Here is a 26,392-nt window from a genome sequence, read left to right as displayed (position 1 = left end):
CTTAATGCGAGGCGGCCGTCTGGGTCACGGCCTCAGCCGCGGCCAGAGCCGTGTCATAGTTCGAAATCAGTGCAGCGGTTGAGTTTCCGATCACATCGGTCACCAACGATGGGTAAACACCCAACAGGATCGTCATCACGATCAGCGGAGCAAAAATCAGCCGCTCGCGAGAGCTCATGTCAGTCATTGCCTTCAGGCTTTCCTTAATCAGGTCACCAAAGACGACCCGACGGTACAGCCACAGAGCGTAGGCCGCCGAGAAGATCACACCGGTCGCGGCCACGGCCGTCACCCAGGTATTCACTTGGAATGTACCCATCAGGGTTAGGAATTCGCCAATAAAGCCAGACGTACCCGGCAAGCCGACGTTGGCCATTGTGAACAGCATGAAGACCAGTGCGTAAGCCGGCATCCGGATCACCAGGCCGCCATAAGCATCAATGTCCCGCGTGTGCATCCGGTCGTAGATCACGCCAACACACAGGAAGAGCGCGGCCGAGATGAACCCGTGGCTCAGCATCTGGAAGATCGCGCCATCGATGCCCTGCTGGTTTGCCGCAAAGATACCCATGGTCACAAAGCCCATGTGCGCGACCGAGGAATAAGCGATCAGCTTTTTCATATCCTCCTGCACCAGCGCCACAAGCGAAGTGTAGACCACGGCAATGGCCGACATCCACAGCACCAGATCGGTCATCACAGCCGAGCCCACAGGGAACATCGGAAGGCTGAACCGTAAGAAACCATAGCCACCCATCTTCAGCAGGATCGCAGCCAGAACGACCGAACCCGCGGTCGGGGCTTGAACGTGCGCGTCCGGCAACCAGGTGTGGACCGGCCACATCGGCATCTTCACCGCAAACGAGGCGAAGAAGGCCAGGAACATCAGCGTCTGCATTCCGCCGACGATGTAGATGCCCAGGACGCTGAACCCTTCGGACGAGAAGTGATGGCTCATCAGAGCCTCAATGTCCGTGGTACCAGCATCTGCATACATCGCGACCATCGCCACCAGCATCAGCACCGAGCCGAGGAAGGTGTAGAGGAAGAACTTGAAGCTGGCGTAAATACGGTTCGCGCCGCCCCAAATACCGATGATCAGGAACATTGGGATCAGACCTGCCTCGAAGAACAGGTAGAACAGCACCAGATCCAGCGCCATGAACACGCCCAGCATAAGCGTTTCCAGCAGCAGGAAGGCGATCATGTATTCCTTAACGCGGTCGGTCACGTTCCAGCTAGCCAGAATGGTTAGAGGCATGATGAAGGTGGTCAGCAGCACGAACAGAACGCTAATGCCATCTACACCCATCTTATATTTCAGGCCCAGCAACCACTCACCCTCTTCCACCATCTGGAAGCCGGTGTTGGACGGATCAAAGCCCGTATAGATGCCAATCGAGACAAGGAAGGTCACTGTGGTTGCAACCAGCGCGACCCATTTCGCGTTGCGCTGCGCAGCCACGTCATCACCATGCAGGAACAGGGCCAGAATGCCTGCCGCCACTGCGGGAATAAAGGTGACGATGGAGAGGATATTATCCATTAGTGTGCGCCTCCGCCGATCGACATCCAGGTGACTAGGGCTGCGATGCCCAGAACCATCCAGAAGGCGTAAGTAAAGATGTAGCCCGTCTGCGCCTTGCCTGCGAGGCGGGTGAAGAAGGGAACAACGCCCATGGCGACACCGTTCAGGAAGCCGTCGATGGTGTTGCCATCACCGCGTTTCCACAGGAACCGACCAATCGCCAAAGTTGGTTTGACAAAAATAACATTGTAGATTTCGTCAAAGTACCACTTGTTCAGCAGGAAAAGGTACAGCGGTCGCTGGTTCTGCGCCAAACGTCCCGGCAGCGATGGGTTCACGATGTAGAACCAATAAGCGACGACGAAGCCCAGCAGCATCGCGACGAAGGGCGAAACTTTGACCCACTTCGGAGCGGCATGTGCGTCATCCAAAATATGGTTGTCCGGTGCAATGTACAAAGCACCCTCGCCCGGCTTACCCACGAACGCATAGTGGTGATCGCCACCATGCGCGTCCTTGTCTCCGTGATCCGCGTCGCCATGTGCGGCATCGCTACCGTGGCCTTCGTCGGCGTGCGCCTCATCCGCATGGCCATCGTCAGCGTGCGCTGCATCTGCCGTGCCATGATCTCCAGCCTCAGTATGCTCAGAAGCTTCAGCTACCGGAATGCCGTAGAACTTACCAACCTTGTCGGCGTGGCCGAAGAAGTTGCCGTACCAGATCATCCCGGCAAAAATCGCACCCAAAGAAAGAACTCCAAGAGGCACCAGCATGACCATCGGACTTTCATGCGCGTGATCATGCGTGTGCTGATCGCCACGTGGAGCGCCGTAGAAGGTAAGGAAAATCAGACGCCAGCTGTAGAAAGACGTAAACGCAGCCGCGACCACAAGCAGCCAGAAGCCGTAAGCCGAACCACCTGCGTAAGCGCTTTCGATGATTGCATCCTTGGATAGGAAACCAGCGAAACCGAATGTGGTCAGCGGAATACCGACACCGGTGATAGCCAGCGTACCGATCATCATTGCCCAGAAGGTATAGGGGATCTTTTTACGAAGGCCGCCGTACTCTGTCATTTCCTGTTCATGATGCATGGCGTGGATCACCGAACCGGCACCAAGGAACAAGAGCGCTTTGAAGAAAGCGTGCGTGAACAGGTGGAACATCGCAGCCGAGTACATGCCCACACCGGCAGCCACGAACATGTAGCCCAGCTGCGAGCAGGTCGAATACGCGATGACGCGCTTGATGTCTGTCTGAACCAGACCCACGGTTGCGGCAAAGAACGCGGTCGAAGCACCTAGCACGGTGATGAACCCAGTCGCACCCGGCGCGAACTCCATCAGCGGCGACATGCGGCAGACCAGGAAGACACCCGCTGTCACCATGGTCGCGGCGTGGATCAGCGCCGAAACAGGCGTCGGGCCTTCCATCGCGTCTGGCAACCACGTGTGCAGGATCAACTGAGCCGACTTACCCATCGCACCGATGAACAGCAGAACACAGATCACCTCGATGGCGTTCCACTCACCCCACAGGAAGTGCAGGTTTGTTTCAGCCAGCTCTGGCGCCGAGGCAAAAATGTCTGAAAAGTTGATGCTGTCTGTCAGCAGGAACAGGGCAAAGATACCCAGCGCAAAACCAAAGTCCCCAACGCGGTTGACGATGAAAGCCTTCATCGCGGCAGCGTTTGCCGAAGGCTTGCGATAATAGAATCCGATCAGCAGGTACGATGCGACGCCAACGCCTTCCCAGCCAAAGAACATCTGAACCAAGTTGTCCGCTGTCACCAGCATAAGCATGGCGAAGGTGAAGAAGGACAGATAAGCAAAGAAACGTGGCTTATAGCTTTCGCCTTCACGCCACTGTGGGTCGTGATCCATGTAGCCAAAGGAATACAGGTGCACGAGCGCTGAGACGGTCGTTACCACGATCAGCATGATCGCTGTCAGACGATCCAGGCGAACTGCCCAGCTTGTCGACAGCGAACCACTCTCGATCCAGCGCAGGATTTCAACGGTGTGGGTTTGGCCGTCAAAGGTGAAGAATACAAGCCAGCTCAGCAAGCAGGCCAAAAACAGCAGGCCAGTGGCCGTCCACATGGCGGCCTTCTCGCCAATGAAACGCCAGCCAAAGCCGCAGATCAAAGCGCCCACAAGCGGGGCAAAGAGGATGGTGGTTTCCATGTTCTCTTACCCCTTCATCATGTTGACGTCTTCAACCGCGATAGTGCCACGGTTGCGGAAGAAGCAGACCAGAATGGCCAGACCAATCGCCGCTTCGGCCGCTGCAACGGTCAGAACGAACAGCGTAAACACCTGTCCGACCAGATCGCCGAGGAAGCTGGAAAACGCCACGAGGTTGATATTCACTGCCAACAGCATCAGTTCGATGCTCATCAGTAGGATGATGACGTTCTTGCGGTTCAGGAAGAGACCGAAGATGCCGATGACGAACAGCGTCGCCGCGACCGTAAGATAGTGTTCAAGTCCGATCATCGTCTCAAAGTCCCTGCCCCGGTTTCACGTCCTTCAGTTCCATTGCCTCGGCCGGGTCGCGCATCATCTGACCGACAATGTCCTGACGTTTGATGTCCTTGCGATGCCGCAGGGTCAGCACGATGGCGCCGATCATGGCTACCAACAGGATCAGGCCCGCCAGTTGGAACAGGAGGAAGTATTGATCATAAAGAATGACGCCGAGCGCCTCTGTGTTGTGGCGGTCTGCCGGAACCGGCTGCGCCAGGTTGGCCGCTGCTCCCTGCGCACTGTCCCATGCACCAAAGGCCATGACGAACTGCATCAGGATGACCAGGCCGATCAGCAAGGCCAGCGGCATATACCGGGCCATCTCAGCCTTGAGCTCAGCGAAGTCCACGTCCAGCATCATCACAACAAATAGGAACAGCACCGCGACCGCGCCCACGTAGACGATGATCAAAAGCATCGCCACGAATTCAGCCCCTAGCAGAACGAACAGCCCCGCCGACGACAGAAAGGATAGGATGAGCCACAGCACCGAGTGCACCGGCTGGCGGCTGATCACCGTGAACAGCCCGCCGGTGATGGCGCTGATGGCAAACAGATAGAAGGCAAAGACGGTCATTGATCCTCATCCTCGTTATCGCCCATGACTTCTTGCGCCAAGTCCAGCGCTCGGGTCATGGCCGGGATGCCGGCGAAGACCGACATCTGACCGATCGTTTCCACGATCTCTTGTTTCTTGGCGCCAGCTTCCATCGCATGGCGAACGGTCTGGCGCACCGCAGTATCGGCCTGAGCGCCCTGACAGGTCAGCCCAGCCAGCGTCAATAGCAGGCGAGTTTTGGCATCAAGACCGTCCGTGTTGACAGTGTTGCCAAACATCATCTCCATGACCTCTTTGGGCATGGTCGGCCAAAGCGCCTCAAACCCCTTGGGCGAGAAGCTTTCCATCGCCGGGTTCATCGCCTTGGCCATGTCCTGAGCCTGCTTCATCATCAGGTCGAACGGATTTGTCGGCGTGTCATTCATCTGTACGGCGCGTCCATTTCCAGATTGCGAGCGATCTCAGCTTCCCAGCGTTCGCCGTTATCCAGCAGTTTTTCCTTGTCGTAGAACAGCTCTTCACGAGTCTCTGTCGCAAACTCGAAGTTCGGGCCTTCGACAATGGCATCAACCGGGCAAGCCTCTTGGCAGAAGCCGCAGTAAATGCATTTGGTCATGTCGATGTCGTAGCGCGTGGTCCGGCGGCTACCGTCTTCGCGCGGTTCGGCGTCGATTGTAATGGCTTGCGCCGGGCAAACCGCCTCACACAATTTACAAGCGATGCAGCGTTCTTCACCGTTTGGGTAACGACGCAGAGCGTGTTCACCCCGAAAGCGTGGCGACAGCGGACCCTTTTCGTGCGGGTAATTCACGGTAGCCTTGGGCGCAAAAAAGTACTTCAGCCCCAGCTTCATGCCGACCCAGAAGTCCTGCAGAAGGAAGTATTTCGCGGCGCGGGTGTAATCGATCTGAGTCATTTCACTCTCCCCCTGCGCAAGATGCCGTTAGTTGCGGAGCCGCATCAGCAGAGGCAGCGCCCCAAACGGAGCTTGGTTCGTTTAAAGTTGTAGACGACAGCGCCGCTGCGGCAGCGAGTTTTTTGGGGCATGACACTTCGGCCATTGCCTCATTCAATTCGGCTGTAAGGCGATCAGCGGCTTCGGCCGTTTCGGCCTCAGTCGGCATCAGGCAGTTCGCCAGGGCAGTCTTCGCGGCGACAACACCGCCTTGATACCGTGTCGCAGCGACGTCAGCTTCATCAGCGCTGTCGGCATAGTATTCGGCGAAGCTAACCAACATGCTCGCCTCAAGCGATTGGTTTTTCGACACCTCGATAAAACCAGAAGCTTTGAGCGATGCTTCGGACATTGGCCATTCGTCGGTCCATGCGCCAAGATCCTTGGCCATGACTACGCTACTGTCCAATGACGAAACGCGATCGGTTTCACCCATGATTGCATTCACAGCGTCCAATTCGGCAGAGCAATTTTGCGCTGCGTAATCGCGAACGGCAGTGCGAGCGTCCTGAACGCTCACCTCATCGGCAGCAGCCATTGACGCTAGCGCCATACAGGCAACAGAAGCAGAGGTGTAAACAGCAAATTTCAGCATATCAGCCCCCTACGCTCCAACGAGCGAACGCGCCCCAGAACCAATCGAATTTCGCTGCGAAGGCCACAAATACTACCCAAACCAATGAGAACGGCAGGAACACCTTCCAACCCAATCGCATCAGCTGGTCATAGCGATAGCGGGGGGTGATTGCCTTAACCATCGCGAAGATGAAGAAGAAGAACGCCATCTTGGCAACCATCCACAGAACACCATCCGGAAGGCCCGGGATCGGCGACAGCCAACCGCCAAAGAAGAGCAGCGTTGTCAGGGCACACATCAGGAAGATCGCGATGTATTCACCTGCCATGAACAGCAGGAAGGGCGTCGCCGAGTATTCAACCTGATAACCGGCAACCAGTTCCGATTCCGCCTCTGGCAGATCAAACGGCGGACGGTTGGTTTCAGCCAGCGCCGAGATGAAGAACAGGAATACCATCGGGAAGTGCGGCAGCCAGTACCAGCTGAAGAACCCGAACGAGCCGTCCTGTGCCCGTACGATGTCGCCAAAGTTCATCGAACCGGTCGAAATAATGATGCCGATGATGATCAGGCCGATGGAAACCTCATAGGAAATCATCTGGGCGGCAGACCGCAGTGACCCAAGGAACGGGTACTTTGAGTTCGACGCCCAACCTCCCATGATCACACCATAAACCTCCAACGAGGACACAGCGAAAACATAGAGAATGGCCACGTTGATATCCGACAGAACCCAGCCATCGTTGAACGGGATCACCGCCCAGGCGATCATTGCCAGAACGAAGGACGTCAGAGGGGCCAGAATAAAGACGGTGCGATCAGCACCCGCAGGGATCACAACCTCTTTGACCACATATTTCAGCGCGTCAGCTACAGATTGCAGCAGCCCATAGACGCCGACCACGTTGGGGCCTCGACGCATCTGGACCGCAGCCCAGATCTTGCGGTCGCCATAAACAAGGAACAACAGCGAGATCATCACAAAGGCAACGACAGCAAGCACTTGCGCCAGAATGATGATGGCTATTCCGCCTGGGGTGTTAAAGAAATCAGCCATTGGTCCTCACACCGTGGGTATTCCGTTTTCCGCGAGCGATGCAAAGGCCATGTGCCTGCGCAAACTGCGGCTGGGTCGGCGCGTTGGTGTAAACAGCATCTGCTGCCATTGCGCCACCCTTAATCTTGGGTTTCACACACAAATCGGGCGCGGCGTACTGCCACCCGGTAGTCGCCTTAGTCTGTGATATGAAACAGCTCTGGTTCATTCCGCCGCGATCTTCTCGGATTTGCGAGCCTGCGCCTGCGCCGAAAGCTCGGCCATCAGCTGCGAAGCCCGCGCAATCGGGTTGGTCAGGTAGAAATCCTTGACTGCGTTGCGGAAGGTTGCCTTGCCCAGCGATCCTGCATTCAGCGTCTGAACCTCGTTCTCGACGACCTCGTCGATACGGGCCAAATGCGGAACCGCTTCGATTAATGCAGTGCGCAGTTGCGCCAACGAGTCAAAGGGCAGTGTCGCGCCCAGTTCGGCCGAAAGGGCACGCAGAATGGCCCAGTTTTCTTTGGCTTCACCCGGTGCGAAACCGGCGCGCATCGCCAGCTGCGGACGTCCCTCTGTGTTTACGAACAGGCCATTTTCTTCTGTATAGGCAGCGCCCGGCAGGATCACGTCTGCGCGATGGGCGCCGCGATCACCGTGGCTGCCTTGGTAGATCACAAAGGCACCGTCACCAATTTCGACCTCATCCGCGCCGAGGTTGTAAATCACGTCCGCCGCGCTGACCGCATCCATACCGCCTTCGTTGGTGGCATCCACATCCATCGCGCCAACGCGCGAGGCCGCGGTATGCAGAACGATCAAACCGCTTTCTGTATTGGTCGCAATGGCTTGTGCGGCCGCAAGTACAGCAGCGCCATCAGCCTCTTGCAGAGCTCCCTGCCCTACAATGACCAAGGACGCCTTGCCCTTGATCTCGTCATCACCACCCATGTCGACGACTTTTTGCAGCGCCGCTCGATCATCACCCATGTGATGATAGTCAAAGGTCAGGTCTACGGCAGCCCCAACCAGAGCGACCTCTGCCCCATGCGCCCAAGCCTTACGGACACGAGCGTTCAGCACCGGGGCTTCATCACGCGGGTTAGTGCCGATCAGCAAAATCCGCTCGGCTGTATCGATATCCTCAATCGCTGCAGTACCGGCATAAGCAGATCGATTGCCGGCTGGAAGCTTGGCCCCGTCGGTGCGGCACTCCACAATACCGCCTTGCCCTTCAATCATCTGCTTAAGGGCAAAAATCGCCTCGACCGGTGCCAAATCCCCCACGATACCAGCGGGTTTCTCAGCACCTTTCAGGGCTTCGGCAGCCTTGTTCAAAGCCTCTGGCCACGAAGCCGGGCGCAGTTTGCCATTTTCACGCACGTAGGGCTTGTCTAGACGTTGACGACGCAGGCCGTCCCAGACAAATCGGGTTTTATCGCTGATCCACTCTTCGTTTACGCCGTCATGGTTCCGCGGCAGGAATCGCATGACTTCGCGGCCCTTCGTATCAACGCGGATGTTCGAACCCAGAGCGTCCATCACATCAATGCTCTCGGTCTTCGTCAACTCCCACGGGCGCGCAGTGAATGCGTAAGGCTTCGAAGTCAGAGCCCCAACAGGGCACAGATCGATGATGTTGCCCTGCATGTTCGAGTCGAGCGTCTGGTTCAGATAGGAGGTGATCTCAGCATCTTCCCCGCGACCGGTTTGGCCCATCTGAGCAATCCCAGCGACCTCGGTGGTGAAACGCACGCAACGGGTGCAGCTGATGCACCGTGTCATAGCAGTACCAACCAGCGGCCCCAGATCCAGGTCGTCCACCGCCCGCTTGGCTTCCTTGAAGCGCGATCCGGACACCCCATAGGCCATCGCCTGATCCTGAAGATCGCACTCTCCGCCTTGATCGCAGATCGGACAGTCCAGCGGGTGGTTGATGAGCAGGAACTCCATCACCCCTTCGCGGGCCTTCTTAACCATGGGCGAATTCGTCTTGACCACAGGCGGCTGGCCTTCCGGCCCCGGACGCAGGTCACGCACCTGCATCGCGCAAGAGGCGGCGGGTTTCGGCGGGCCGCCTACGACTTCAACCAGACACATCCGGCAGTTCCCGGCGATCGACAGACGCTCGTGATAGCAGAAACGCGGCACTTCGACTCCGGCCTCTTCACAGGCCTGGATCAGGGTCATCGCACCATCGACTTCGATTTCCTGTCCGTCGATATTGATCTTGCGGAGGTCAGACATGGTCTAGTTCGCCCTCAAATACACGCCAATGGCGCTGTTTCTTTCGATTTCCTTCCGCCCCAACGTGCAGAAAGAGTTCGGATTTTCATACGTGACGCCGTTATCGGCCAGATACGCTTCGCCCTTGGCGCGCATCCGGTCCTTTTCAGCGTCCGAGTCCACATAGGCCCGGATTTCCTTGTCCGAGTACCCCAGTTTGTTCGCCTTTGACCGCAGTCCCCACATAACGCCAATCGCCTTCATACGACGCCCACTGATTGACGAGCAGTACTCGGAAATTTCATTTGCGATGGCGATGTAATAGAGTTCGTTGTCAATCTCTTTGACTTCGCGCAAGGGCGGCTTGGCTTCAGCCATTACCGGCAGAGCCACAAGTGACAACAATGCGAGCGTTTTCATACCAGACATGACAATTCCTTTCGTCTTGGGAAACCCAAGACGACCGACGGCGGGGTTGCTATGCAATAACACCCGCCGTGTCATGGCGTAATATGCAGAAAAACGCTTCATGGTCGTTGGCACGTTCCCGAGAAAGTTAACTCGTCGTCTGTGATCAGAAGCTTCTGAGGATCGGTGTCAGGCCCAACTTTCCATTTAATACGTGATGAGCCGAAGCCAGCTATACAGAATTTTATTCCCTCGTACCGCCCAGCTTCGCGCGCTCCGTCCAGAGAAGCAGAAACGCCCTTTACGACAACGTTAAAGTCTGCAGGTGACACTTTCTTGTTAACGGGCTTGGCCTTGGCTTTAAAAGCGATGCCGTCGAATACAATCCGGTCCTCGGAAGGAGTAACCAAGCCGCACGCGGTCACGACAGAAAGCGCAGCCAAGAGGCTTAGGCTTTTTAGACGCCCTTGCCGTTTGATGTTTTTTTGAACCGACATCAGAACGCAGCCCCAATCGCCATCAGCCCCATGATGAACATGCAAGCCCACCCCACGACATAGAGAATTGAACGCAAACCGCTGTTAGGCTTGCCGATTCCACGGATATGGACAAATAGCATCGCCAGACGCGCCACCAGCGCCACCGACGCCAGCAGATTTACCCAAAATGGGCTGGCCCCCATCAATACTGCCGCAACCGTGACCGCCACATAAGCCGGCAGCGTCTCGGTCCCATTCAGGTAGGCGCGGTTCAGACGGTAAGCCTTGTCGGAATAATCCTGGTCGGGCGTCGCGCCCGGAGCCAACCCCTTGCCCGCCTTAGCCAGTGCCGTGAACGGGGCCATAAAAAGCACGACGAGGGTGAAAATCACAACCGAGGCAACGGCATGGCCATATTCTGCAAAAGCTTCCATCTGGTTTACTCCGCCGCCATCGCACCCATGCGGCCCGTTTTCTGAGCCTTGATACGGTCTTCGATTTCTTCGCGGAAATTGCGGATCAGGCCTTGGATTGGCCAGGCAGCCGCGTCGCCGAGCGCACAGATTGTGTGGCCTTCGACTTGCTTGGTCACATCGAACAGCATGTCGATCTCTTCCGGTTCGGCCTCTCCGCGCACCAACCGGTCCATAACGCGCATCATCCAGCCTGTGCCTTCACGGCAAGGCGTGCACTGGCCACAGCTTTCGTGCTTGTAGAACTTCGACAAACGCCAGATCGCCTTAATGATATCAGTGGATTTATCCATCACGATGACCGCAGCTGTCCCCAGGCCAGAGCCCAGATCGTTGCGCAGATAGTCAAAGTCCATGATTGCGTCACGCATGTTCTCGCCGCGTACACAAGGCACCGAAGAACCGCCCGGGATGACGGCCAGCAGGTTGTCCCAACCACCACGGATGCCACCACAGTGTGTTTCAATCAGCTCTTCGAAGGAGATCGACATCGCTTCTTCGACGACGCAGGGGTTGTTCACATGGCCAGAAATCGCAAACAGCTTGGTGCCCGCGTTGTTCTGACGTCCAAAGCCTGCGAACCAATCAGCGCCACGGCGCAGAATGGTCGGCACAACCGCGATGGATTCCACGTTGTTCACCGTGGTCGGGCAGCCATACAGCCCAGCGCCCGCCGGGAACGGAGGCTTCATTCGCGGCATACCCTTTTTGCCCTCAAGGCTTTCGATCAGAGCAGTTTCCTCACCGCAGATATAGGCGCCTGCCCCGTGATGTAGGAAGATATCGAAATCCCATCCCGATCCGGCAGCGTTCTTACCCAGCAGCCCCGCATCATAAGCCTCATCAATCGCGGCCTGTAGCGCCTCACGCTCGCGAATGTATTCTCCGCGCAGGTAGATGTAGCAAGTGTGTGCATTCATCGCGAAAGACGCGATCAAGCAGCCTTCGATCAGCGTGTGAGGATCATGGCGCATGATCTCGCGGTCTTTACAGGTGCCTGGCTCGGATTCATCCGCGTTCACAACCAGATAGGCCGGACGACCGTCGCTTTCCTTAGGCATGAAAGACCATTTTAAACCTGTTGGAAAGCCCGCACCGCCGCGACCGCGAAGCCCCGAGTCCTTCATAGTCTGGATGATCCAGTCACGGCCCTTTTCAATCAGGCCAGCAGTGCCGTCCCAATGCCCGCGGGCCTGCGCGCCTTTTAGCGTCCGCTCATGCATCCCGTAGATGTTGGTAAAGATCCGGTCCTGATCCTTCAGCATCGTGTGTTACCTTCAGCTGTCCTGACGCATGCGCCAGAGTTGAAAAATGTTGACGCCCGCATAGATAAAACCTGCCAGAGCGGCGAGGTCGAACAGCAGCGCGTGTCGCGCGGTCAGTCCCAATGCGGGGCCGATGAACATGTTCATGGACAGCCAAATCACCATAGTCACCGCGATGACTATGGCAATGTGTCGGCCCTTTCGGGCTATGGCCTGTTCCTTGTCCTTGTCCATCTCACCTAGGATGCCCCGGATGGGCACCGTCGTTTAGTCTTCGTAAGTGCCGTCATCCTTGGCACGTTTGGCGAATTCGGTTTCCTCACCCGCCGCAAGCTTGGCCGCTTGTTCGATCCAACCGTCGCGTTCGATCCGACCCTTGAACTTCAGCCGTGCATCCACCCATGCGACTTGTTCGGGCGTCCACGCAGCGATTTGGTCATAATGAAAGAAGCCCAATTCGTTCAGCGTTTCTTCCAGTTTAGGACCGACGCCTTTCAGCATCTTAAGATCATCAGCTTTGCCATCGCGCGGCTCGGTCAGTGTGTCCGGTTGGGCTTCCTGAACTTCCTCAGTTTTCGGCTCGGCTTTCGCCTCTTCCGCCTGTTTTACAGCCGGCTTTGGAGGTTCAGGCGCCTTCGGAGGTTGAGCTGCAGCCGATGCACCGGCCTGCTTACCATCTTTACCCAGCCATGGTGTAAGGATCGGTACCTCAGTTCCATCAATGCGCTTAACCGTGTCACCCAAGTCAGTCGCCAGTTCGACACTTGCGTTATACTGAGGTTTGCCCGCCTCGTACTCTGCCAGACTGCTTAGTCCTTTGAGCGGTTCGGCCGCATAACGCCCGTTTTGCGGGCCCGGTGTGGGCACTTTGCCAGCGGCCAGATCGTCGATGATCTTACCAAAGCTTTCAGTGGTCAGATCTTCGTAATAGTCCTTACCAATTTGAGCCATCGGCGCGTTGGTGCAGGAACCAAGGCATTCCACCTCTTCCCAGCTCAGCTTGCCATCAGCGGACAGCTCATGCGGTTTGGCCGCGATCTTTTCCTTGCAGACTGCGATCAGGTCTTCTGCCCCGCAGATCATGCAGGATGTCGTGCCGCAAACCTGAATATGCGCCACCGAGCCAACCGGCTGCAGCTGGAACATGAAGTAGAAGGACGCAACCTCAAGCACACGGATATAGGCCATGCCCAGCATGTCAGCGACAGATTCAATTGCCGGGCGGCTCAGCCAGCCCTCTTGTTCCTGCGCACGCCACAACAGCGGAATAACCGCGCTGGCCTGACGACCCTCGGGGTACTTGGTGATCTGCGCTTCGGCCCACTGCTGGTTAGCAGCGGAAAAGGCAAAGCTTTCGGGTTGTTCGGGATGCAGACGGCGGAGCATTAGCGGTCAATCTCTCCAAATACGACGTCCATGGTGCCGATGATGGCGGCGACGTCGGCCAGTTGGTGACCCTTGGCGACGTGATCCATGGCTTGAAGGTGCAGGAAGCCCGGCGCGCGCAGCTTGGCGCGGTAGGGTTTGTTGGTGCCGTCGGCGACCAGATACACGCCGAATTCACCCTTTGGGGCTTCTACGGCGGCATAGACCTCACCGGCAGGAACATGGAAGCCTTCGGTGTACAGCTTGAAGTGATGGATCAGGCTTTCCATCGAGGTCTTCATGTCCGAGCGTTTCGGCGGGGTAATCTTGCCACGGGCCAGAACATCACCAGGGCATTCGCGGATTTTGGCGATGGCCTGACGGATGATCAGCAGCGACTGGCGCATCTCTTCCATGCGGACGAGGTAACGGTCATAGCAGTCCCCGTTCTTGCCGACGGGGATCTGGAACTCGAACTCATCATAGCATTCGTAGGGCTGCGCGCGTCGCAAATCCCAAGCCAGACCCGAGCCGCGAACCATCACGCCCGAGAAACCGTATTTCTGGATATCGTCCTCGGTCACAACGCCAATATCGGCGTTACGCTGTTTGAAGATGCGGTTTTCAGTCAGAAGGCCATCGATATCGTCCAGTACAGCTGGGAACTCATGGCTCCATGCCTCGATATCGTCCAGCAGTTCCGGCGGCAGGTCCTGGTGCACGCCACCGGGACGGAAATAGGCGGCGTGCAAGCGAGCGCCGCAGGCACGCTCGTAGAACACCATCAGTTTTTCGCGCTCCTCAAAGCCCCAGAGCGGCGGGGTCAGAGCGCCAACGTCCATCGCCTGCGTGGTCACGTTCAGCAGGTGGTTCAGGATGCGTCCGATCTCGGAATACAGAACCCGGATCAGCGAGCCACGACGCGGAACTTCAACTCCGGTCAGCTTTTCGATGGCCAGGCACCAGGCATGTTCCTGGTTCATCGGCGCCACATAATCCAGACGGTCGAAATACGGCAGGTTCTGCAGATACGTCCGGCTTTCCATCAGCTTTTCAGTGCCACGGTGCAGCAGGCCGATATGCGGGTCACAACGTTCTACGATCTCACCGTCGAGCTCTAGGACAAGACGCAAAACTCCGTGTGCCGCAGGGTGTTGCGGGCCGAAATTAATGTTGAAGTTGCGGATCTTCTGTTCTCCGCTCAGCGCGTCCGTGCTGCCGTCATCATATCTTGAGCCGTCCATCAACGCCCTCGTTTGTTCTTTTTCGCCTCGGCCCGGACCCGGACCTTTTCGGCTTCGGCCGCTTTCGCTGCAGCCCCTGCAAGCAAGACGCCCAATGCGCCCAAAATGATCAGTTCGCCCATCATGTCAGCGTCGCTCCATCTCTTGCAGCTTCATTGCCATCATCCACAGAAGGACAATCACTGCCGGAGAAATGATGCATGCAAACGCCCAGTTCTTGTTGATCCCGAAATGCGGCAGCAGCTTAAGCATCGGTACGACCGTCGCTACCACCAGTACAATCCAGATCAGGAACTCAAACATGATGACTACTCCTGTTTTTCATCCCCCGGCAGAATGTAATTCGCGCCTTCCCAAGGGGACATGAAATCGAATTGACGGTATTCCTGCACCAGCGACACAGGCTCATAAACCACACGCTTTTGAGCCTCGTCATACCGAACTTCGGTGTAACCGGTGGTCGGAAAATCCTTACGCAGCGGATAGCCGCGGAAGCCATAGTCCGTCAGGATGCGCCGCAGGTCTGGGTGGCCCGAGAACAGGATGCCGAACATGTCGAACACCTCACGCTCGAACCAGTTGGCCGAGGGGTGAACATCGACCAGCGACGGAACCATATCTTCTTCACGGATAGAAACCCGCAGGCGGATACGCTGGTTCTGGTACATCGACAGGAAGTGGTAGACCACGTCGAACCGTTTAGCGCGCTCGGGGTAATCGACGCCGGTAATATCAACCAAGGTCGAGAATTTGCAGTTCTGGTCGGAACGCAGGAATTCCACGAACTCCACCAAATTCGATGGTGCCACATCCACGTTCAGCTCACCAAAGGTGACATCCCAAGACAGAACGCAGTCAGAACGCTTCAGCTCCAACTGTGCGCCGAGTTCTTTGAGTGCTTCGCTCATCAACCCTCTCCTCAGCGTACGATAGTGCCGGTGCGGCGGATTTTGCGTTGCAACTGCATCAAGCCGTACAGCAACGCCTCAGCCGTCGGGGGGCACCCCGGCACATAGATGTCGACCGGAACGACCCGATCACAGCCACGTACGACGGAATAAGAGTAGTGGTAATAGCCACCGCCATTCGCACAGGACCCCATCGAGATCACATAGCGCGGCTCAGGCATCTGATCATAGACCTTGCGCAACGCAGGAGCCATCTTGTTGGTCAGTGTACCGGCTACGATCATAACGTCCGACTGACGCGGAGAGGCGCGTGGAGCGATGCCAAACCGTTCCGCGTCGTAACGCGGCATTGAGGTGTGCATCATCTCAACCGCACAGCAAGCCAAGCCAAACGTCATCCAGTGCAACGAACCAGTACGAGCCCAGTTGATGATGTCTTCAGTCGAGGTCAGCAAAAAGCCCTTGTCCTGCAGCTCTGCATTCAGGGCCTGGGTGGCGACCTCTTTGTCGACGCCGGCGGTGTTAGCACCCGTCATCACTCCCATTCCAGCGCCCCCTTCTTCCATTCGTAGGCAAAGCCGATGGTCAGCACCGCCAAGAACACCATCATGGACCAGAAACCTACATCACTGATGTCCTTGAACCCGACGGCCCAAGGGAACAGGAACGCAATTTCCAGATCAAAGATGATGAAAAGAATCGCGACCAGGTAGAATCGGACATCGAATTTCATCCGCGCATCGTCGAAGGCGTTGAAGCCACACTCATATGCGCTGACCTTTTCAGGGTCGGGATTGCGGACGGCCAGTACCACGGCGGCCAGAATCAGGACGATTCCTAGGCCTACAGCAACGGCCAGAAACACCAGAATCGGGAGGTACTCCCGCAGCAGGTCTTCCACGAATAGCTCCTTTCCTGCGCATGCCTCACAGGGCTGCGCCGTCAATTGGCGTGTTGACTGGACATTCTCTATCCGCGCGGGGTCAGAGGGTCAACCGAACACAATCGCGCAGGGGGCTAATATTCCACTTGCCCCTGTTTGCACTTAGCTCAAACTTTTCAACGAATCCGAAAATGGACAGAAGAGCGTTAAACCTGAGTTATCCAAGCAGGTTTTCGTTTGTCGAAAAACGCGCCGATTCCTTCCTTGGCTTCTTCTGTTTCCCATCGCGCTACCAACGCACGGATTGTCTGGTCGATCACTGCGTCGTCGATCCGTGGACCCAGCGCCTGAACCAGTTCTTTGGCCGAAGCTACTGCACCCGGCGCACAGGATAGATACGGCAAAACTTCGGCCTCGACCGCTTCGTCTAAGTCATCAGAAGGAACCGCCTTGGCCAGCAGTCCAAGGGTCACGGCTTCGGCACCGTCGAACAATCTTGCCGACATAAACACACGTCGCGCCCTGGCCTCACCCATTCGCGCGATCACGTAGGGTCCGATTGTTGCCGGAATCAGGCCCAATCGGGTTTCGGTCAAACCCATTTTGATCGACTCGACACCGATCGCTATGTCGCAGACTGAGGCTAGCCCAACTCCACCGCCAAAGGCATTCCCGTGCACCGCCCCAATCAAGGGCTTAGGCATCGTATTCAAAGCCTGTAACATCTCGGCAAGCTTTCTGGCCTCTGAGAACCGCGTCTGCGGATCAGCGGCCATCTGGGCCTGCATCCACCCGAGATCTCCACCCGCGCAAAAACTCTTGCCTGCGGCCTTCAACACCACGGCCCGGACCGAGTCGTCAGCCCCCAACTGACCAGCCGCCTGTGTAAGCTCTGAAATCATCTGCGCCGACATAGCGTTGTGTTTTTCCGCGCGATCCAATGTCAGCGTTGCAACACCACGGTCATCAGCGGATACCGAAATTGTTTCGAACATGTTCCTGCCTCTCAGTCGGACCGCATCGCACGCGCCATCTGGGCGGCCTCGTCCACCACAGCCAAATCTAATCCAGTCTCATAACCCAACCGCTCGAGATGGGCCGCGACTTCTTCGGTTGCCACGTTACCTGCAGCGCCCGGAGCAAATGGGCACCCGCCCAAGCCACCGACGGCGGCGTCAAAGGTCCGTACTCCCAGCGCCAGTGCGGCATCTATGTTGTCGATGGCTCGGCCATTGGTGTTATGAAAGTGGCCTGCCAGTCGCGTGACAGGCACGCGATCGCGGACAGCCAAAAGCATATGCGCGATCGTGTCAGGCGTCCCCTGCCCGATCGTGTCTCCCAAAGAGATTTCGTAACAACCAAGCGAAAACAGGCTATCGGCGACCTCGGCGACCTTCTCGGGCGGCGTTGGGCCGTCATAAGGGCAATCAGTGACACACGAGACATAGCCGCGAACCGGAAGGTCGATATGGCGCGCCGCCTCAAGGATCGGAACAAATCGCTCAATAGATTCCGAAATCGTGGCGTTGATATTGGCCTTTGAGAACCCCTCGGAAGCGGACGCAAACACGGCAATTTCATCTGCCCCGGCCGCAAGAGCATCTTCGTAACCACGCATATTCGGCGTCAGCGCAGCATAGCGGACACCTTTGGCACGCTTGATCCCCGCCAACACATCCGCGCTTCCGGCCATCTGCGGTACCCACTTTGGCGAAACAAAGCTGGCCACTTCAATTCGATTGAACCCGGCACGGCTGAGGCAATCAACTAGAGCCACTTTTTCATCTACCGGAATTTGACGCTGTTCGTTTTGCAACCCGTCGCGAGGACCTGCTTCGAAAATCTCGACCCGTTCACCCATTGCAGTGATCCTCCCGACTGCGTTTCGATTCAATTGCGCATGGCTCAACTGTGCCACGCAAATGTCCGCCCGAACAGATCAGTCCTATTCCAAACGGACCAGGGCCGCTCCGGCTTCGACTTGTGCACCCGCCTCCGCAAGCACCTCTGCGACAACGCCGTCGCGCGCAGCCAGCAGCGAGTGTTCCATCTTCATAGCCTCAAGAACGGCCAGACGGTCTCCCTCCTGGACGGTTTGTCCAACTTCGGCGAAGACGGCTTTGACCAACCCAGGCATTGGCGCTTCGATGACGTTGGTATCGCCCGTCGCGCTTGCATCACGGTCCAATGGGTCAACAACTTCAAATTCTTGACCGTATGCTTCGAAAACTGTGACACGAGATCCCGAGATCACAACGCGCGGCATCGCCTCCCCATCAAGTGTCCAGGTTCTACCACTACGTTCGGCATGGACCGTTTCTTCGCCGACTTGCCACGTCTGATGGCTCGGGCCTTGAACCTGGACATCCAGATCGACGATGTCCTCAGTTCGCAATTGGACGGCGTGATGAAGCGGCGCCCAAAGTGAAAAGCCGGTTTGCTCATTGGTATCGACCAAACCAAGGGCCGTCATAGCACCAGCAACGCAGGCAGCGGCCGAAACCGGAGGCTCTTGAACCAGTGCATCTAAATCACGCCCAATCAGGCCGGTATCCACATCGCCCGCCGCAAACCCTTGATGGCGGGTCAGAGCACCCAAGAAGGCCAAATTGGTAACGGTCCCGGCAACCTCGGTTCTTTGCAAGGCCCGGTGCAATTTCTCCAAGGCCACTGCCCTCGTTGGTCCATGGACGATAACCTTCGCAATCATCGGATCGTACCACGGACTGATCGTATCCCCGGCACGCACGCCGCTGTCGGAACGACAGATCGCAGGAAACTCCAAATGCGTAAGAGTTCCTGTTGCGGGCAAAAAGCCTTTTGGTACGTCTTCGGCGTACAAACGCGCCTCGAATGCGTGCCCTGTTATCGCCAAGTCCTGCTGGGTCTTCGGCAGGCTCTCACCCGCAGCTACGCGCAATTGCCATTCTACGAGATCAACACCAGTGATCGCTTCGGTCACGGGGTGCTCAACCTGCAGGCGCGTGTTCATTTCCATGAACCAGAACCGATCAGCACGCAGACCTTCCGACGCATCAACGATGAATTCGACCGTTCCAGCACCTTTGTACCCAATCGCTTCTGCGGCGCGGACACCCGCCTGCCCCATCGCTTCGCGCATCTCAGGCGTCATCCCCGGGGCCGGAGCCTCTTCTATCACCTTCTGGTGGCGCCGTTGCAAGGAGCAGTCACGTTCGAAAAAATGCACGGCGTGGATTCCGTCGCCGAACACTTGCACTTCGATATGTCTGGGTTTCGTGACAAACTTCTCGACAAGAACTGCATCGTTGCCAAAGGCAGTGCGCGCCTCGCCCCGCGCGCTGTCCAAAGCCGACGCAAAATCCTCGGGGCGTTCGACTAGTCGCATCCCCTTGCCACCGCCGCCTGCGACGGCCTTGATCAGAACCGGATAGCCGATCGTTTCCGCCGCTCCAGCCAGGTGCTCGGGGTCTTGATTTTCACCGTGATAGCCGGGCACAACGGGCACACCCGCCTTCTCCATCACCACTTTGGCAGCGTCCTTGAGGCCCATTTGGCGGATCGCATCCGCCGAGGGTCCGATAAAGGTTAGACCCGCGGCCTGAACTGCGTCCACGAACTCGGGGTTTTCGGACAGAAAGCCGTAGCCTGGGTGGATCGCCTGTGCACCGGTATCCAACGCTGCCTGAATGATCACATCGCCCTTAAGGTAACTCTCGGCCGGAGCAGCGGTGCCAATCCGAACGGCCTCATCGGCCATCTGCACATGTTTGGCCGCCGCGTCCGCGTCGGAATAAACAGCCACGCAGGCCACGCCCATCTTTTGAGCAGTTTCCATAACGCGGCATGCTATTTCACCGCGATTGGCGATCAGGATTTTGTTAAACATGCCTTACCCCTCAACTGCCAGATCTTCGACAAGATGGAACCGCTCACAAAGCAGCTCCATCTCTGGATCGAACCCGCCATTGCGTTCGAAAAAGCGGCGATGATCATCGCGCCATCCTTCCAGTGTCTCGTTCTCACCCTCGGCCAACGCAAATTCCTCAGTCATATCGCAGAAACGACAGATCGAGACGTTCACCGTTTCGATCACCACGGCCGGACGGTCGTTCCACTCCAAAGCGATGTCGCGCCGTCCTACGACCGGAGTTTCTGGGCTGCCATCGGGATAGTCCCTCAGCGCACCGCAAGTTGCTGTCTTTCGACCCGCACGCACCAGGGCCAGCAATTCTGAACTCATCATCGCGCTGTCGCCGAATTTAAAGGTTTGCGCACCGGGGTAACGGGCCAACACATCTCTCAAAGTCATGCTCATTACATTCTGAACACGCCGAAACGTGTCTCCTCAATCGGGGCATTCAGCGCGGCGCTCAGTGACAGTGCCAGTACATCGCGGCTTTTGCGCGGGTCGATGATGCCATCGTCCCACAACCGTGCCGAGGCATAGAGCGGGTGCGATTGCTCCTCGAACATATCCAAGGTCGGACGTTTGAACTCGGCTTCTTCTTCGGCGGACCACGTGCCGCCCTGCCGCTCGATCCCGTCGCGCTTGACAGTCGCCAGGACGCCCGCCGCCTGCTCTCCGCCCATCACGGAAATGCGTGAGTTCGGCCAGGTCCACAGGAACCGCGGTTGATAGGCACGACCGGCCATACCATAGTTTCCGGCCCCAAATGAGCCCCCAACAAGCATAGTAACCTTCGGCACCGAGGTCGTCGCCACCGCAGTCACCATCTTGGCCCCATGCCGTGCGATGCCTTCGTTTTCGTACTTTCGACCTACCATAAAACCGGTGATGTTCTGCAGGAAAACCAGCGGGATTCTGCGCTGCGAGCAAAGCTCAACGAAATGCGCGCCCTTTTGCGCTGCCTCCGAGAACAGCACACCATTGTTGGCGATTATCCCGACGGGGCAGCCTTTGACATGGGCAAAACCGGTCACCAGCGTCTCACCAAAACGAGGTTTGAATTCATCGAACCGAGAGCCATCGACCAGACGCGTAATCACCTCGCGGATGTCATAGGGCGTGCGCAGATCAGCGGGGACAACTCCTAGGATTTCCTCGGGGTCATAAGCAGGGTCTTCCGGGCTGGCCCAATCCACCGTCAGAGGTTTGCGCAGGTTCAATGAGCCAACAGCCCGTCGCGCCAAGGCCAGCGCGTGGGCATCATCCTCGGCGAGGTAATCGGCCACACCGGACAGGCGTGTATGGACATCACCCCCGCCCAGATCTTCGGAACTGACGACTTCGCCGGTCGCGGCCTTGACCAGAGGCGGTCCGGCTAGAAAGATCGTGCCTTGCTCTTTCACGATGATCGTCACATCCGACATGGCAGGCACGTAGGCTCCGCCCGCCGTACAGGATCCCATCACCACAGCGATCTGAGCAATGCCCTTCGCACTCATCCGCGCCTGATTGTAGAAGATGCGGCCAAAGTGGTCGCGGTCGGGAAAAACCTCATCCTGATTGGGCAGGTTCGCGCCGCCGCTATCGACCAGATAGATGCAGGGCAGATGGTTTTCCTCGGCAATTTCCTGCGCGCGGAGGTGTTTTTTGACGGTCATCGGATAGTAAGTACCGCCCTTCACGGTGGCGTCGTTGCACACCACCATGACCTCGCGCCCCTGCACCCGGCCAATCCCCGCGATAACCCCGGCGCAAGGTGCAACATCACCATACATCCCATGCGCCGCCGTCGCGCCGATCTCCAAGAACGGAGACCCTGGGTCCAAAAGGTTCGCCACGCGACGGCGCGGGAGCATTTTGCCCCGCGATTCATGCCGCGCGCGGGATTTCTCGCCGCCTCCCATGCGGGCCGCTTCGGCAGCGGCTGAGATTTGCGCCAGCGCGTCGAGATGGGCCGCGCGGTTTGTTTTGAAGCCCTCGGAGGCGGGCATAGCTTTGGATGTAAGTTTCATAGATCCTCCTGAAACTCTGCCGTCGTATCGGACTTAGACCTCAGTTTGCGGCTGAGTATTTCGGCGAAAGGCGTAAGGCAGTTTAAAGGCCGAGAGTTGAGATTTTTCATTCGACAACCTCAATCTTGAGTAATTTGAAGGTCATCGACGCCGCTGGATAAACGAACAGGACAATAGTCAGGAGGAAACCGAGAAAGTTTGGCTCAACTCCTCCTCTCGCCTCGTGAAAATAGCTGGTCGCGTCAAACTGTGAAAACACGGCTGAACCGATGACTGCGCTGAATAGAAACATGAAGATACTCAGAGCGAATACAAAATTGTAACGACGACCTTTCTCAAAGTGCAATGCAGTTTTGCACGATGGACAAACGGCCGTTTCCTTTTTCCCTGAGCGTTTGCTTCGTCGAAGAGCCTTGAACAACTTGTTCAGAGAAATAGTCGCCGCGCATACAGGACACTTTGTTGTGTAAGGGAACCGAACCGCTCGCCAGATCCTCTGATTGAAACGGTTCGGGAAAGTATCAACGGTCACTTTGGCTCTCCTCCGCGGCCCGCGCCTTCAATTCCTTGCGGATTACTTTCCCCGTCACCGTCATCGGCAATTCTTCAAGAAACGCCACCTCACGTGGATAAGAATACTGCGCCAAGCGGTCCTTGACCCAATCTTGCAGTTCACTCCCTGAGGCGTCAGCCCCCGGCTTCAACACCACGTAAGCCTTCACAATCTCGGTCCGCAGCGTATCAGGCTTTCCGACCACCCCCACCGTAGCCACCGCCGGGTGGGTTAGCAGGCAATCCTCGATCTCTGCAGGTCCGATGCGATATCCCGCCGAGGTGATTACGTCGTCATCCCGCCCCACGAAACGCAAGTAGTCACCTTCCCACACGCCGCGATCCCCGGTGATGAGCCAATCGCCACGGAATTTCTCGGCGGTGGCGTCGGGCCGGTTCCAGTATTCAAGCAGCATCGAGGCCGAACCACGCTGGATGGCCACGTCGCCCTCTTCGTCGGTCGGGTTGCCAGCCTCGTCGATCACAACAACCTCGTGGCCCGGCACTGGCTTGCCGATGCAACCGGGGCGCACAGGGAAATCCTCGGCACATGATGAGACGACCATATTGCATTCGGTCTGGCCGTAGAATTCATTGATCGTCAGTCCAAACGCCTCCTGCCCCCACGCCAACATCTCAGCGCCCAGAGGCTCTCCGCCCGAGGCGACTGAGCGCAAACCGGGAATGCCTTGATCCGCAGCTTTCAACATGCGCAGCGCGGTCGGCGGGAAGAAGACGTTGCGCACTTCGCCGCGCGCGACCACCTCTGCGCAGGCTTCCGGAGTGAACTTTTCAAGCCGAGCCGCAACCACCGGGATGCCCAGCGCAAGACCTGGCATTAGAACGTCGAACAGCCCGCCGATCCACGCCCAGTCTGCTGGCGTCCAAAGGCAGTCACCGTCGCGCAAGTGATTATGACTGATAGAAACTCCCGGCAAATGGCCGGTCAAAACCCGATGACCATGCAGAGCACCCTTGGGGCTACCCGTCGTTCCAGAGGTGTAGATTAATACTGCGGGATCGTTTGGGCCTGTGTTAGCAAAAGAAACCGGTTCGTCCGACGGCTCGATCAGATCGACCAGTATTGGCCGGGCCAAGTTCCCAAGCAAAGCGGCCCCATCAGTATCTGTAAGGACAATTCGCGCACCCGAATCTCCTATACGCGAAGCGAGTGCATCATGTTTGAACAGCTTGAACAGAGGCACCGAGATCGCACCGATTTTCCAGATCGCTAAATGTGCCGCTGCGCACCAGGGCGATTGGCTCAAGAGAACTCCAACACGATCCCCCGGCTGAACGCGTTGCAAAAGCTCATGCGCAATACCGTCGGCCATGCGCGCGAGTTCGGCGAAAGTTATCGCCCTCCTGTCACCCTCGGTCAGGTCAATTATGGCGATATCACTGCCCCGTTGCGACAAGCATTGCTGCGCCATGTTGAGCTGATCTGGAATCAACCAGCCCCCACTCTCGCGCAAACCGGGTATGCAGCTAGCGGGACGCATGACGCAAACCCCTTGTTTTCTTGGAGCTTTCAATGCGCACAGTGCTTAGCGCACTCACAGAAACTTGATGCAGATCAGAGTTGGTAACGCGCGCGTCATGCAAAACGCCATCATCAACAAAATCAAAGGCCGAAAAATGACCAAGAAACTCGCCGCTCTGACTCTTTCGACCGCGCTTGTTGCGCTGGCCGCACCCGCCTTCGCCCAAAACCAAGGTGACTGGACCCTTGGTGTCGGTGTTGGCTATCTGGACCCGAAATCCGACAACGGAACTTTGGCCGGTCTCGACGCCGAAGTGGACGCGGACACCCGTCCGATCTTTACTGCAGAATACTTTGTCCGCGACAACTTGGGTATCGAACTGCTGGCAGCCACCCCGTTCAGCCACACCGTAACCCTTGGTGGCAGCATTGATGCGGGCAGCGTCAAGCACCTGCCGCCCACCTTGTCGCTGAACTACCACTTCCCGACCAACAGCGCGTGGAAGCCCTACGTTGGTGCCGGTATCAACTACACTATCTTCTTTGACGAGAAATCCGCCCTGGGCGATCTTGAACTGGACAACTCGGTCGGCGTCGCCCTGCAAGCCGGTTTGGACTACATGGTCACCGACAACGGTGCTGTACGTCTGAACGTGCGTTGGTTCGACATCGACTCGGATGTCAAACTGAACGGTGCCGACATTGGCACTGCCGAAATCGATCCTTGGCTGGTCGGCGTATCGTACGTCCATCGCTTCTGATCCTTTGATCTAACGCCCTGCAGTTCCCTCGGCTGCAGGGCGTAATTTTATAGATTAGACCACACCAAGAATTCTCAGACCTTCATTTCGCTCATTAGTTCCCGTCCAATCAGCATCCGGCGAATTTCACTGGTGCCCGCGCCGATCTCCATCAACTTGGCATCACGGAAAATCCGGCTGACTGCCGAGTCAGACAAAAACCCAGCCCCGCCCATTGCCTGAACCGCCTGATGGGCCTGCGTCATTGCAGCTTCGGAGGCGTAGAGACAGCATGCAGCCGCATCTTGTCGCGTCACATCCCCTCGATCGCATGCCTTTGCGACTTCGTAGACGTAAGCGCGCGCTGAATTCATCGCGGTGTACATGTCGGCGATCTTGCCTTGCATCAATTGAAAGCTTCCGATCGGCTTTCCAAACTGCCTACGCTCGGCAAGATACGGCATAATCTCATCCAGACAGGCCGCCATAATGCCAATACCAATCCCGGCAAGAACCACACGTTCATAGTCCAGACCGGACATCAGAACGGCAACGCCCTTGCCCTCTTCACCCAGTACGTTTTCGAATGGGACTTCGACGTCTTCAAAGATCAGTTCGGCCGTGTTCGACCCGCGCATTCCCAGCTTGTCGAAATGGGGAGAAGTTGAGAATCCGGTCATCTCTTTTTCTATGAGAAACGCCGTGATTCCCTTCGAACCTGCGTCCGGGTCCGTTTTGGCATATACAACCAGAGTATCTGCGTCTGGACCGTTAGTGATCCAATACTTGCTACCATTCAGGCGGTAGTGGTCGTTGCGCTTTTCCGCGCGCAGCTTCATCGACACCACGTCCGAACCAGCGGATGCCTCGGACATGGCCAGAGCACCAACATGTTCGCCCGAGACCAGCCTGGGCAGATACTTGGCCTTCTGCTCGTCATTACCATTCAACTTGATCTGATTAACGCACAGGTTGGAATGAGCACCGTAAGATAGTGAAACCGAGGCCGAAGCGCGTGCGACCTCTTCGACAGCAACGGTGTGCGCAAGGTAGGACATACCTGCCCCGCCATATTCTTCGGGCACTGTGATCCCAAGCATCCCGAGATCGCCCATCTCTTTCCATAGCTCATTTGGAAAGGCGTTCGACGCGTCTACATCAGCCGCCATTGGCTTGACCCGCTCTTGCGACCAGCGATGCACCATCTCGCGCAGCGCATTCACATCCTCACCCAGATCAAATTGCATGCTTGCCGTGAACATACCGCGACCTCCCCATCGAA

30 protein-coding genes are annotated in these 26,392 nt (G+C 57.1%); 1 reads left to right on the top strand and 29 read right to left on the bottom strand.

What is annotated here, in order from left to right:
- Nucleotide 1: 1 nt before the first annotated feature.
- The 28 genes from ACR0EO_RS10160 to ACR0EO_RS10025 all read right to left on the bottom strand — a co-directional run bounded on the left by ACR0EO_RS10160 (nucleotide 2) and on the right by ACR0EO_RS10025 (nucleotide 24,389).
- On the bottom strand, nucleotides 2–1,546 hold the full coding sequence (locus tag ACR0EO_RS10160) for an NADH-quinone oxidoreductase subunit M (RefSeq protein WP_480689470.1): 1,545 nt from the start codon (nucleotides 1,544–1,546) through the stop codon (nucleotides 2–4).
- Nucleotides 1,546–3,714, bottom strand: coding sequence for an NADH-quinone oxidoreductase subunit L (nuoL, locus tag ACR0EO_RS10155; RefSeq protein ID WP_480689469.1), 2,169 nt, complete (start codon nucleotides 3,712–3,714; stop codon nucleotides 1,546–1,548). The genes ACR0EO_RS10160 and nuoL overlap by 1 nt, the downstream gene beginning before the upstream one ends.
- Before the next feature lie 6 nt (nucleotides 3,715–3,720).
- Nucleotides 3,721–4,026 carry an NADH-quinone oxidoreductase subunit NuoK gene (gene nuoK, locus ACR0EO_RS10150; RefSeq protein WP_005984024.1) on the bottom strand — a complete coding sequence of 102 codons (306 nt, stop codon included), beginning with the start codon at nucleotides 4,024–4,026 and terminating at the stop codon, nucleotides 3,721–3,723.
- 4 nt (nucleotides 4,027–4,030) lie between these two features.
- Entirely contained in the window at nucleotides 4,031–4,633 is a 603-nt protein-coding gene (locus ACR0EO_RS10145) for an NADH-quinone oxidoreductase subunit J (RefSeq protein WP_480689467.1), read from the bottom strand.
- Nucleotides 4,630–5,040 carry a carboxymuconolactone decarboxylase family protein gene (locus tag ACR0EO_RS10140; RefSeq protein WP_480689465.1) on the bottom strand — a complete coding sequence of 137 codons (411 nt, stop codon included), beginning with the start codon at nucleotides 5,038–5,040 and terminating at the stop codon, nucleotides 4,630–4,632. The genes ACR0EO_RS10145 and ACR0EO_RS10140 overlap by 4 nt, the downstream gene beginning before the upstream one ends.
- Nucleotides 5,037–5,531, bottom strand: coding sequence for an NADH-quinone oxidoreductase subunit NuoI (gene nuoI / locus ACR0EO_RS10135; RefSeq protein ID WP_170331439.1), 495 nt, complete (start codon nucleotides 5,529–5,531; stop codon nucleotides 5,037–5,039). The genes ACR0EO_RS10140 and nuoI overlap by 4 nt, the downstream gene beginning before the upstream one ends.
- 1 nt (nucleotide 5,532) lies before the next feature.
- Nucleotides 5,533–6,165, bottom strand: coding sequence for a hypothetical protein (locus tag ACR0EO_RS10130; protein WP_480689463.1), 633 nt, complete (start codon nucleotides 6,163–6,165; stop codon nucleotides 5,533–5,535).
- Between the two features lies 1 nt (nucleotide 6,166).
- Complete coding sequence (nuoH, locus tag ACR0EO_RS10125; RefSeq protein WP_039534288.1) at nucleotides 6,167–7,204, bottom strand: NADH-quinone oxidoreductase subunit NuoH; 1,038 nt, start codon at nucleotides 7,202–7,204, stop codon at nucleotides 6,167–6,169.
- Between the two features lie 204 nt (nucleotides 7,205–7,408).
- Nucleotides 7,409–9,430, bottom strand: a complete 2,022-nt coding sequence (gene nuoG, locus ACR0EO_RS10120) for an NADH-quinone oxidoreductase subunit NuoG (protein WP_480689461.1) — start codon at nucleotides 9,428–9,430, stop codon at nucleotides 7,409–7,411.
- Nucleotides 9,431–9,433: 3 nt separating this feature from the next.
- A complete protein-coding gene (locus ACR0EO_RS10115) occupies nucleotides 9,434–9,838 on the bottom strand; it encodes a DUF5333 domain-containing protein (protein WP_480689459.1) in 405 nt (134 codons plus the stop codon).
- A gap of 98 nt (nucleotides 9,839–9,936) precedes the next feature.
- The gene (locus tag ACR0EO_RS10110) at nucleotides 9,937–10,314 is read right to left on the bottom strand and encodes a hypothetical protein (RefSeq protein ID WP_480689457.1); all 378 of its coding nucleotides are present in this window, start codon (nucleotides 10,312–10,314) and stop codon (nucleotides 9,937–9,939) included.
- Nucleotides 10,314–10,730, bottom strand: coding sequence for an MAPEG family protein (locus ACR0EO_RS10105; protein WP_480689455.1), 417 nt, complete (start codon nucleotides 10,728–10,730; stop codon nucleotides 10,314–10,316). Before ACR0EO_RS10105 ends, ACR0EO_RS10110 begins: the two co-directional genes overlap by 1 nt.
- A gap of 5 nt (nucleotides 10,731–10,735) precedes the next feature.
- On the bottom strand, nucleotides 10,736–12,034 hold the full coding sequence (gene nuoF / locus ACR0EO_RS10100; protein ID WP_480689453.1) for an NADH-quinone oxidoreductase subunit NuoF: 1,299 nt from the start codon (nucleotides 12,032–12,034) through the stop codon (nucleotides 10,736–10,738).
- A 12-nt stretch (nucleotides 12,035–12,046) separates the two neighbouring features.
- Nucleotides 12,047–12,268 carry a DUF5337 domain-containing protein gene (locus tag ACR0EO_RS10095; RefSeq protein ID WP_480689451.1) on the bottom strand — a complete coding sequence of 74 codons (222 nt, stop codon included), beginning with the start codon at nucleotides 12,266–12,268 and terminating at the stop codon, nucleotides 12,047–12,049.
- A gap of 33 nt (nucleotides 12,269–12,301) precedes the next feature.
- Nucleotides 12,302–13,420, bottom strand: a complete 1,119-nt coding sequence (nuoE, locus tag ACR0EO_RS10090) for an NADH-quinone oxidoreductase subunit NuoE (protein WP_480689449.1) — start codon at nucleotides 13,418–13,420, stop codon at nucleotides 12,302–12,304.
- Complete coding sequence (locus ACR0EO_RS10085) at nucleotides 13,420–14,643, bottom strand: NADH-quinone oxidoreductase subunit D (protein WP_171092178.1); 1,224 nt, start codon at nucleotides 14,641–14,643, stop codon at nucleotides 13,420–13,422. Before ACR0EO_RS10085 ends, nuoE begins: the two co-directional genes overlap by 1 nt.
- The gene (locus ACR0EO_RS10080) at nucleotides 14,643–14,768 is read right to left on the bottom strand and encodes a hypothetical protein (RefSeq protein WP_302479620.1); all 126 of its coding nucleotides are present in this window, start codon (nucleotides 14,766–14,768) and stop codon (nucleotides 14,643–14,645) included. Before ACR0EO_RS10080 ends, ACR0EO_RS10085 begins: the two co-directional genes overlap by 1 nt.
- A gap of 1 nt (nucleotide 14,769) precedes the next feature.
- Entirely contained in the window at nucleotides 14,770–14,946 is a 177-nt protein-coding gene (locus ACR0EO_RS10075; RefSeq protein ID WP_480689447.1) for a hypothetical protein, read from the bottom strand.
- 5 nt (nucleotides 14,947–14,951) lie between these two features.
- Nucleotides 14,952–15,551 carry an NADH-quinone oxidoreductase subunit C gene (locus ACR0EO_RS10070; RefSeq protein WP_480689445.1) on the bottom strand — a complete coding sequence of 200 codons (600 nt, stop codon included), beginning with the start codon at nucleotides 15,549–15,551 and terminating at the stop codon, nucleotides 14,952–14,954.
- Between the two features lie 11 nt (nucleotides 15,552–15,562).
- Nucleotides 15,563–16,096 carry a NuoB/complex I 20 kDa subunit family protein gene (locus tag ACR0EO_RS10065; RefSeq protein WP_010442777.1) on the bottom strand — a complete coding sequence of 178 codons (534 nt, stop codon included), beginning with the start codon at nucleotides 16,094–16,096 and terminating at the stop codon, nucleotides 15,563–15,565.
- Nucleotides 16,087–16,452, bottom strand: coding sequence for an NADH-quinone oxidoreductase subunit A (locus tag ACR0EO_RS10060; protein WP_010442778.1), 366 nt, complete (start codon nucleotides 16,450–16,452; stop codon nucleotides 16,087–16,089). The genes ACR0EO_RS10065 and ACR0EO_RS10060 overlap by 10 nt, the downstream gene beginning before the upstream one ends.
- A gap of 188 nt (nucleotides 16,453–16,640) precedes the next feature.
- Entirely contained in the window at nucleotides 16,641–17,429 is a 789-nt protein-coding gene (locus ACR0EO_RS10055) for a crotonase/enoyl-CoA hydratase family protein (RefSeq protein ID WP_480689443.1), read from the bottom strand.
- Between the two features lie 11 nt (nucleotides 17,430–17,440).
- Nucleotides 17,441–18,295: a hydroxymethylglutaryl-CoA lyase gene (locus ACR0EO_RS10050; protein WP_480689441.1), complete on the bottom strand. Its 855-nt coding sequence runs from the start codon at nucleotides 18,293–18,295 to the stop codon at nucleotides 17,441–17,443.
- Nucleotides 18,296–18,379: 84 nt separating this feature from the next.
- Nucleotides 18,380–20,302 (bottom strand): acetyl/propionyl/methylcrotonyl-CoA carboxylase subunit alpha, encoded by a 1,923-nt coding sequence (locus ACR0EO_RS10045; RefSeq protein WP_480689439.1) that lies wholly within the window; start codon nucleotides 20,300–20,302, stop codon nucleotides 18,380–18,382.
- 3 nt (nucleotides 20,303–20,305) lie between these two features.
- Nucleotides 20,306–20,731, bottom strand: a complete 426-nt coding sequence (locus ACR0EO_RS10040) for an ASCH domain-containing protein (RefSeq protein WP_480689437.1) — start codon at nucleotides 20,729–20,731, stop codon at nucleotides 20,306–20,308.
- Entirely contained in the window at nucleotides 20,731–22,335 is a 1,605-nt protein-coding gene (locus ACR0EO_RS10035; RefSeq protein WP_480689436.1) for a carboxyl transferase domain-containing protein, read from the bottom strand. Before ACR0EO_RS10035 ends, ACR0EO_RS10040 begins: the two co-directional genes overlap by 1 nt.
- 106 nt (nucleotides 22,336–22,441) lie before the next feature.
- Nucleotides 22,442–22,627, bottom strand: a complete 186-nt coding sequence (locus ACR0EO_RS10030) for a hypothetical protein (protein ID WP_480689434.1) — start codon at nucleotides 22,625–22,627, stop codon at nucleotides 22,442–22,444.
- 229 nt (nucleotides 22,628–22,856) lie between these two features.
- On the bottom strand, nucleotides 22,857–24,389 hold the full coding sequence (locus ACR0EO_RS10025; RefSeq protein ID WP_480689432.1) for an AMP-binding protein: 1,533 nt from the start codon (nucleotides 24,387–24,389) through the stop codon (nucleotides 22,857–22,859).
- 136 nt (nucleotides 24,390–24,525) lie between these two features.
- On the opposite strand from ACR0EO_RS10025, the gene ACR0EO_RS10020 reads away from it, so the two are divergent.
- Nucleotides 24,526–25,131 carry an OmpW/AlkL family protein gene (locus tag ACR0EO_RS10020; protein ID WP_480689758.1) on the top strand — a complete coding sequence of 202 codons (606 nt, stop codon included), beginning with the start codon at nucleotides 24,526–24,528 and terminating at the stop codon, nucleotides 25,129–25,131.
- A gap of 74 nt (nucleotides 25,132–25,205) precedes the next feature.
- Here ACR0EO_RS10020 and ACR0EO_RS10015 read toward each other — a convergent pair whose 3' ends face one another.
- Nucleotides 25,206–26,372: an isovaleryl-CoA dehydrogenase gene (locus tag ACR0EO_RS10015; protein ID WP_480689430.1), complete on the bottom strand. Its 1,167-nt coding sequence runs from the start codon at nucleotides 26,370–26,372 to the stop codon at nucleotides 25,206–25,208.
- Nucleotides 26,373–26,392: the final 20 nt, after the last annotated feature.

It is taken from the genome of Ruegeria sp. BE9, from assembly GCF_056538765.1.
This window is presented reverse-complemented; position numbering and strand designations above follow the sequence as displayed.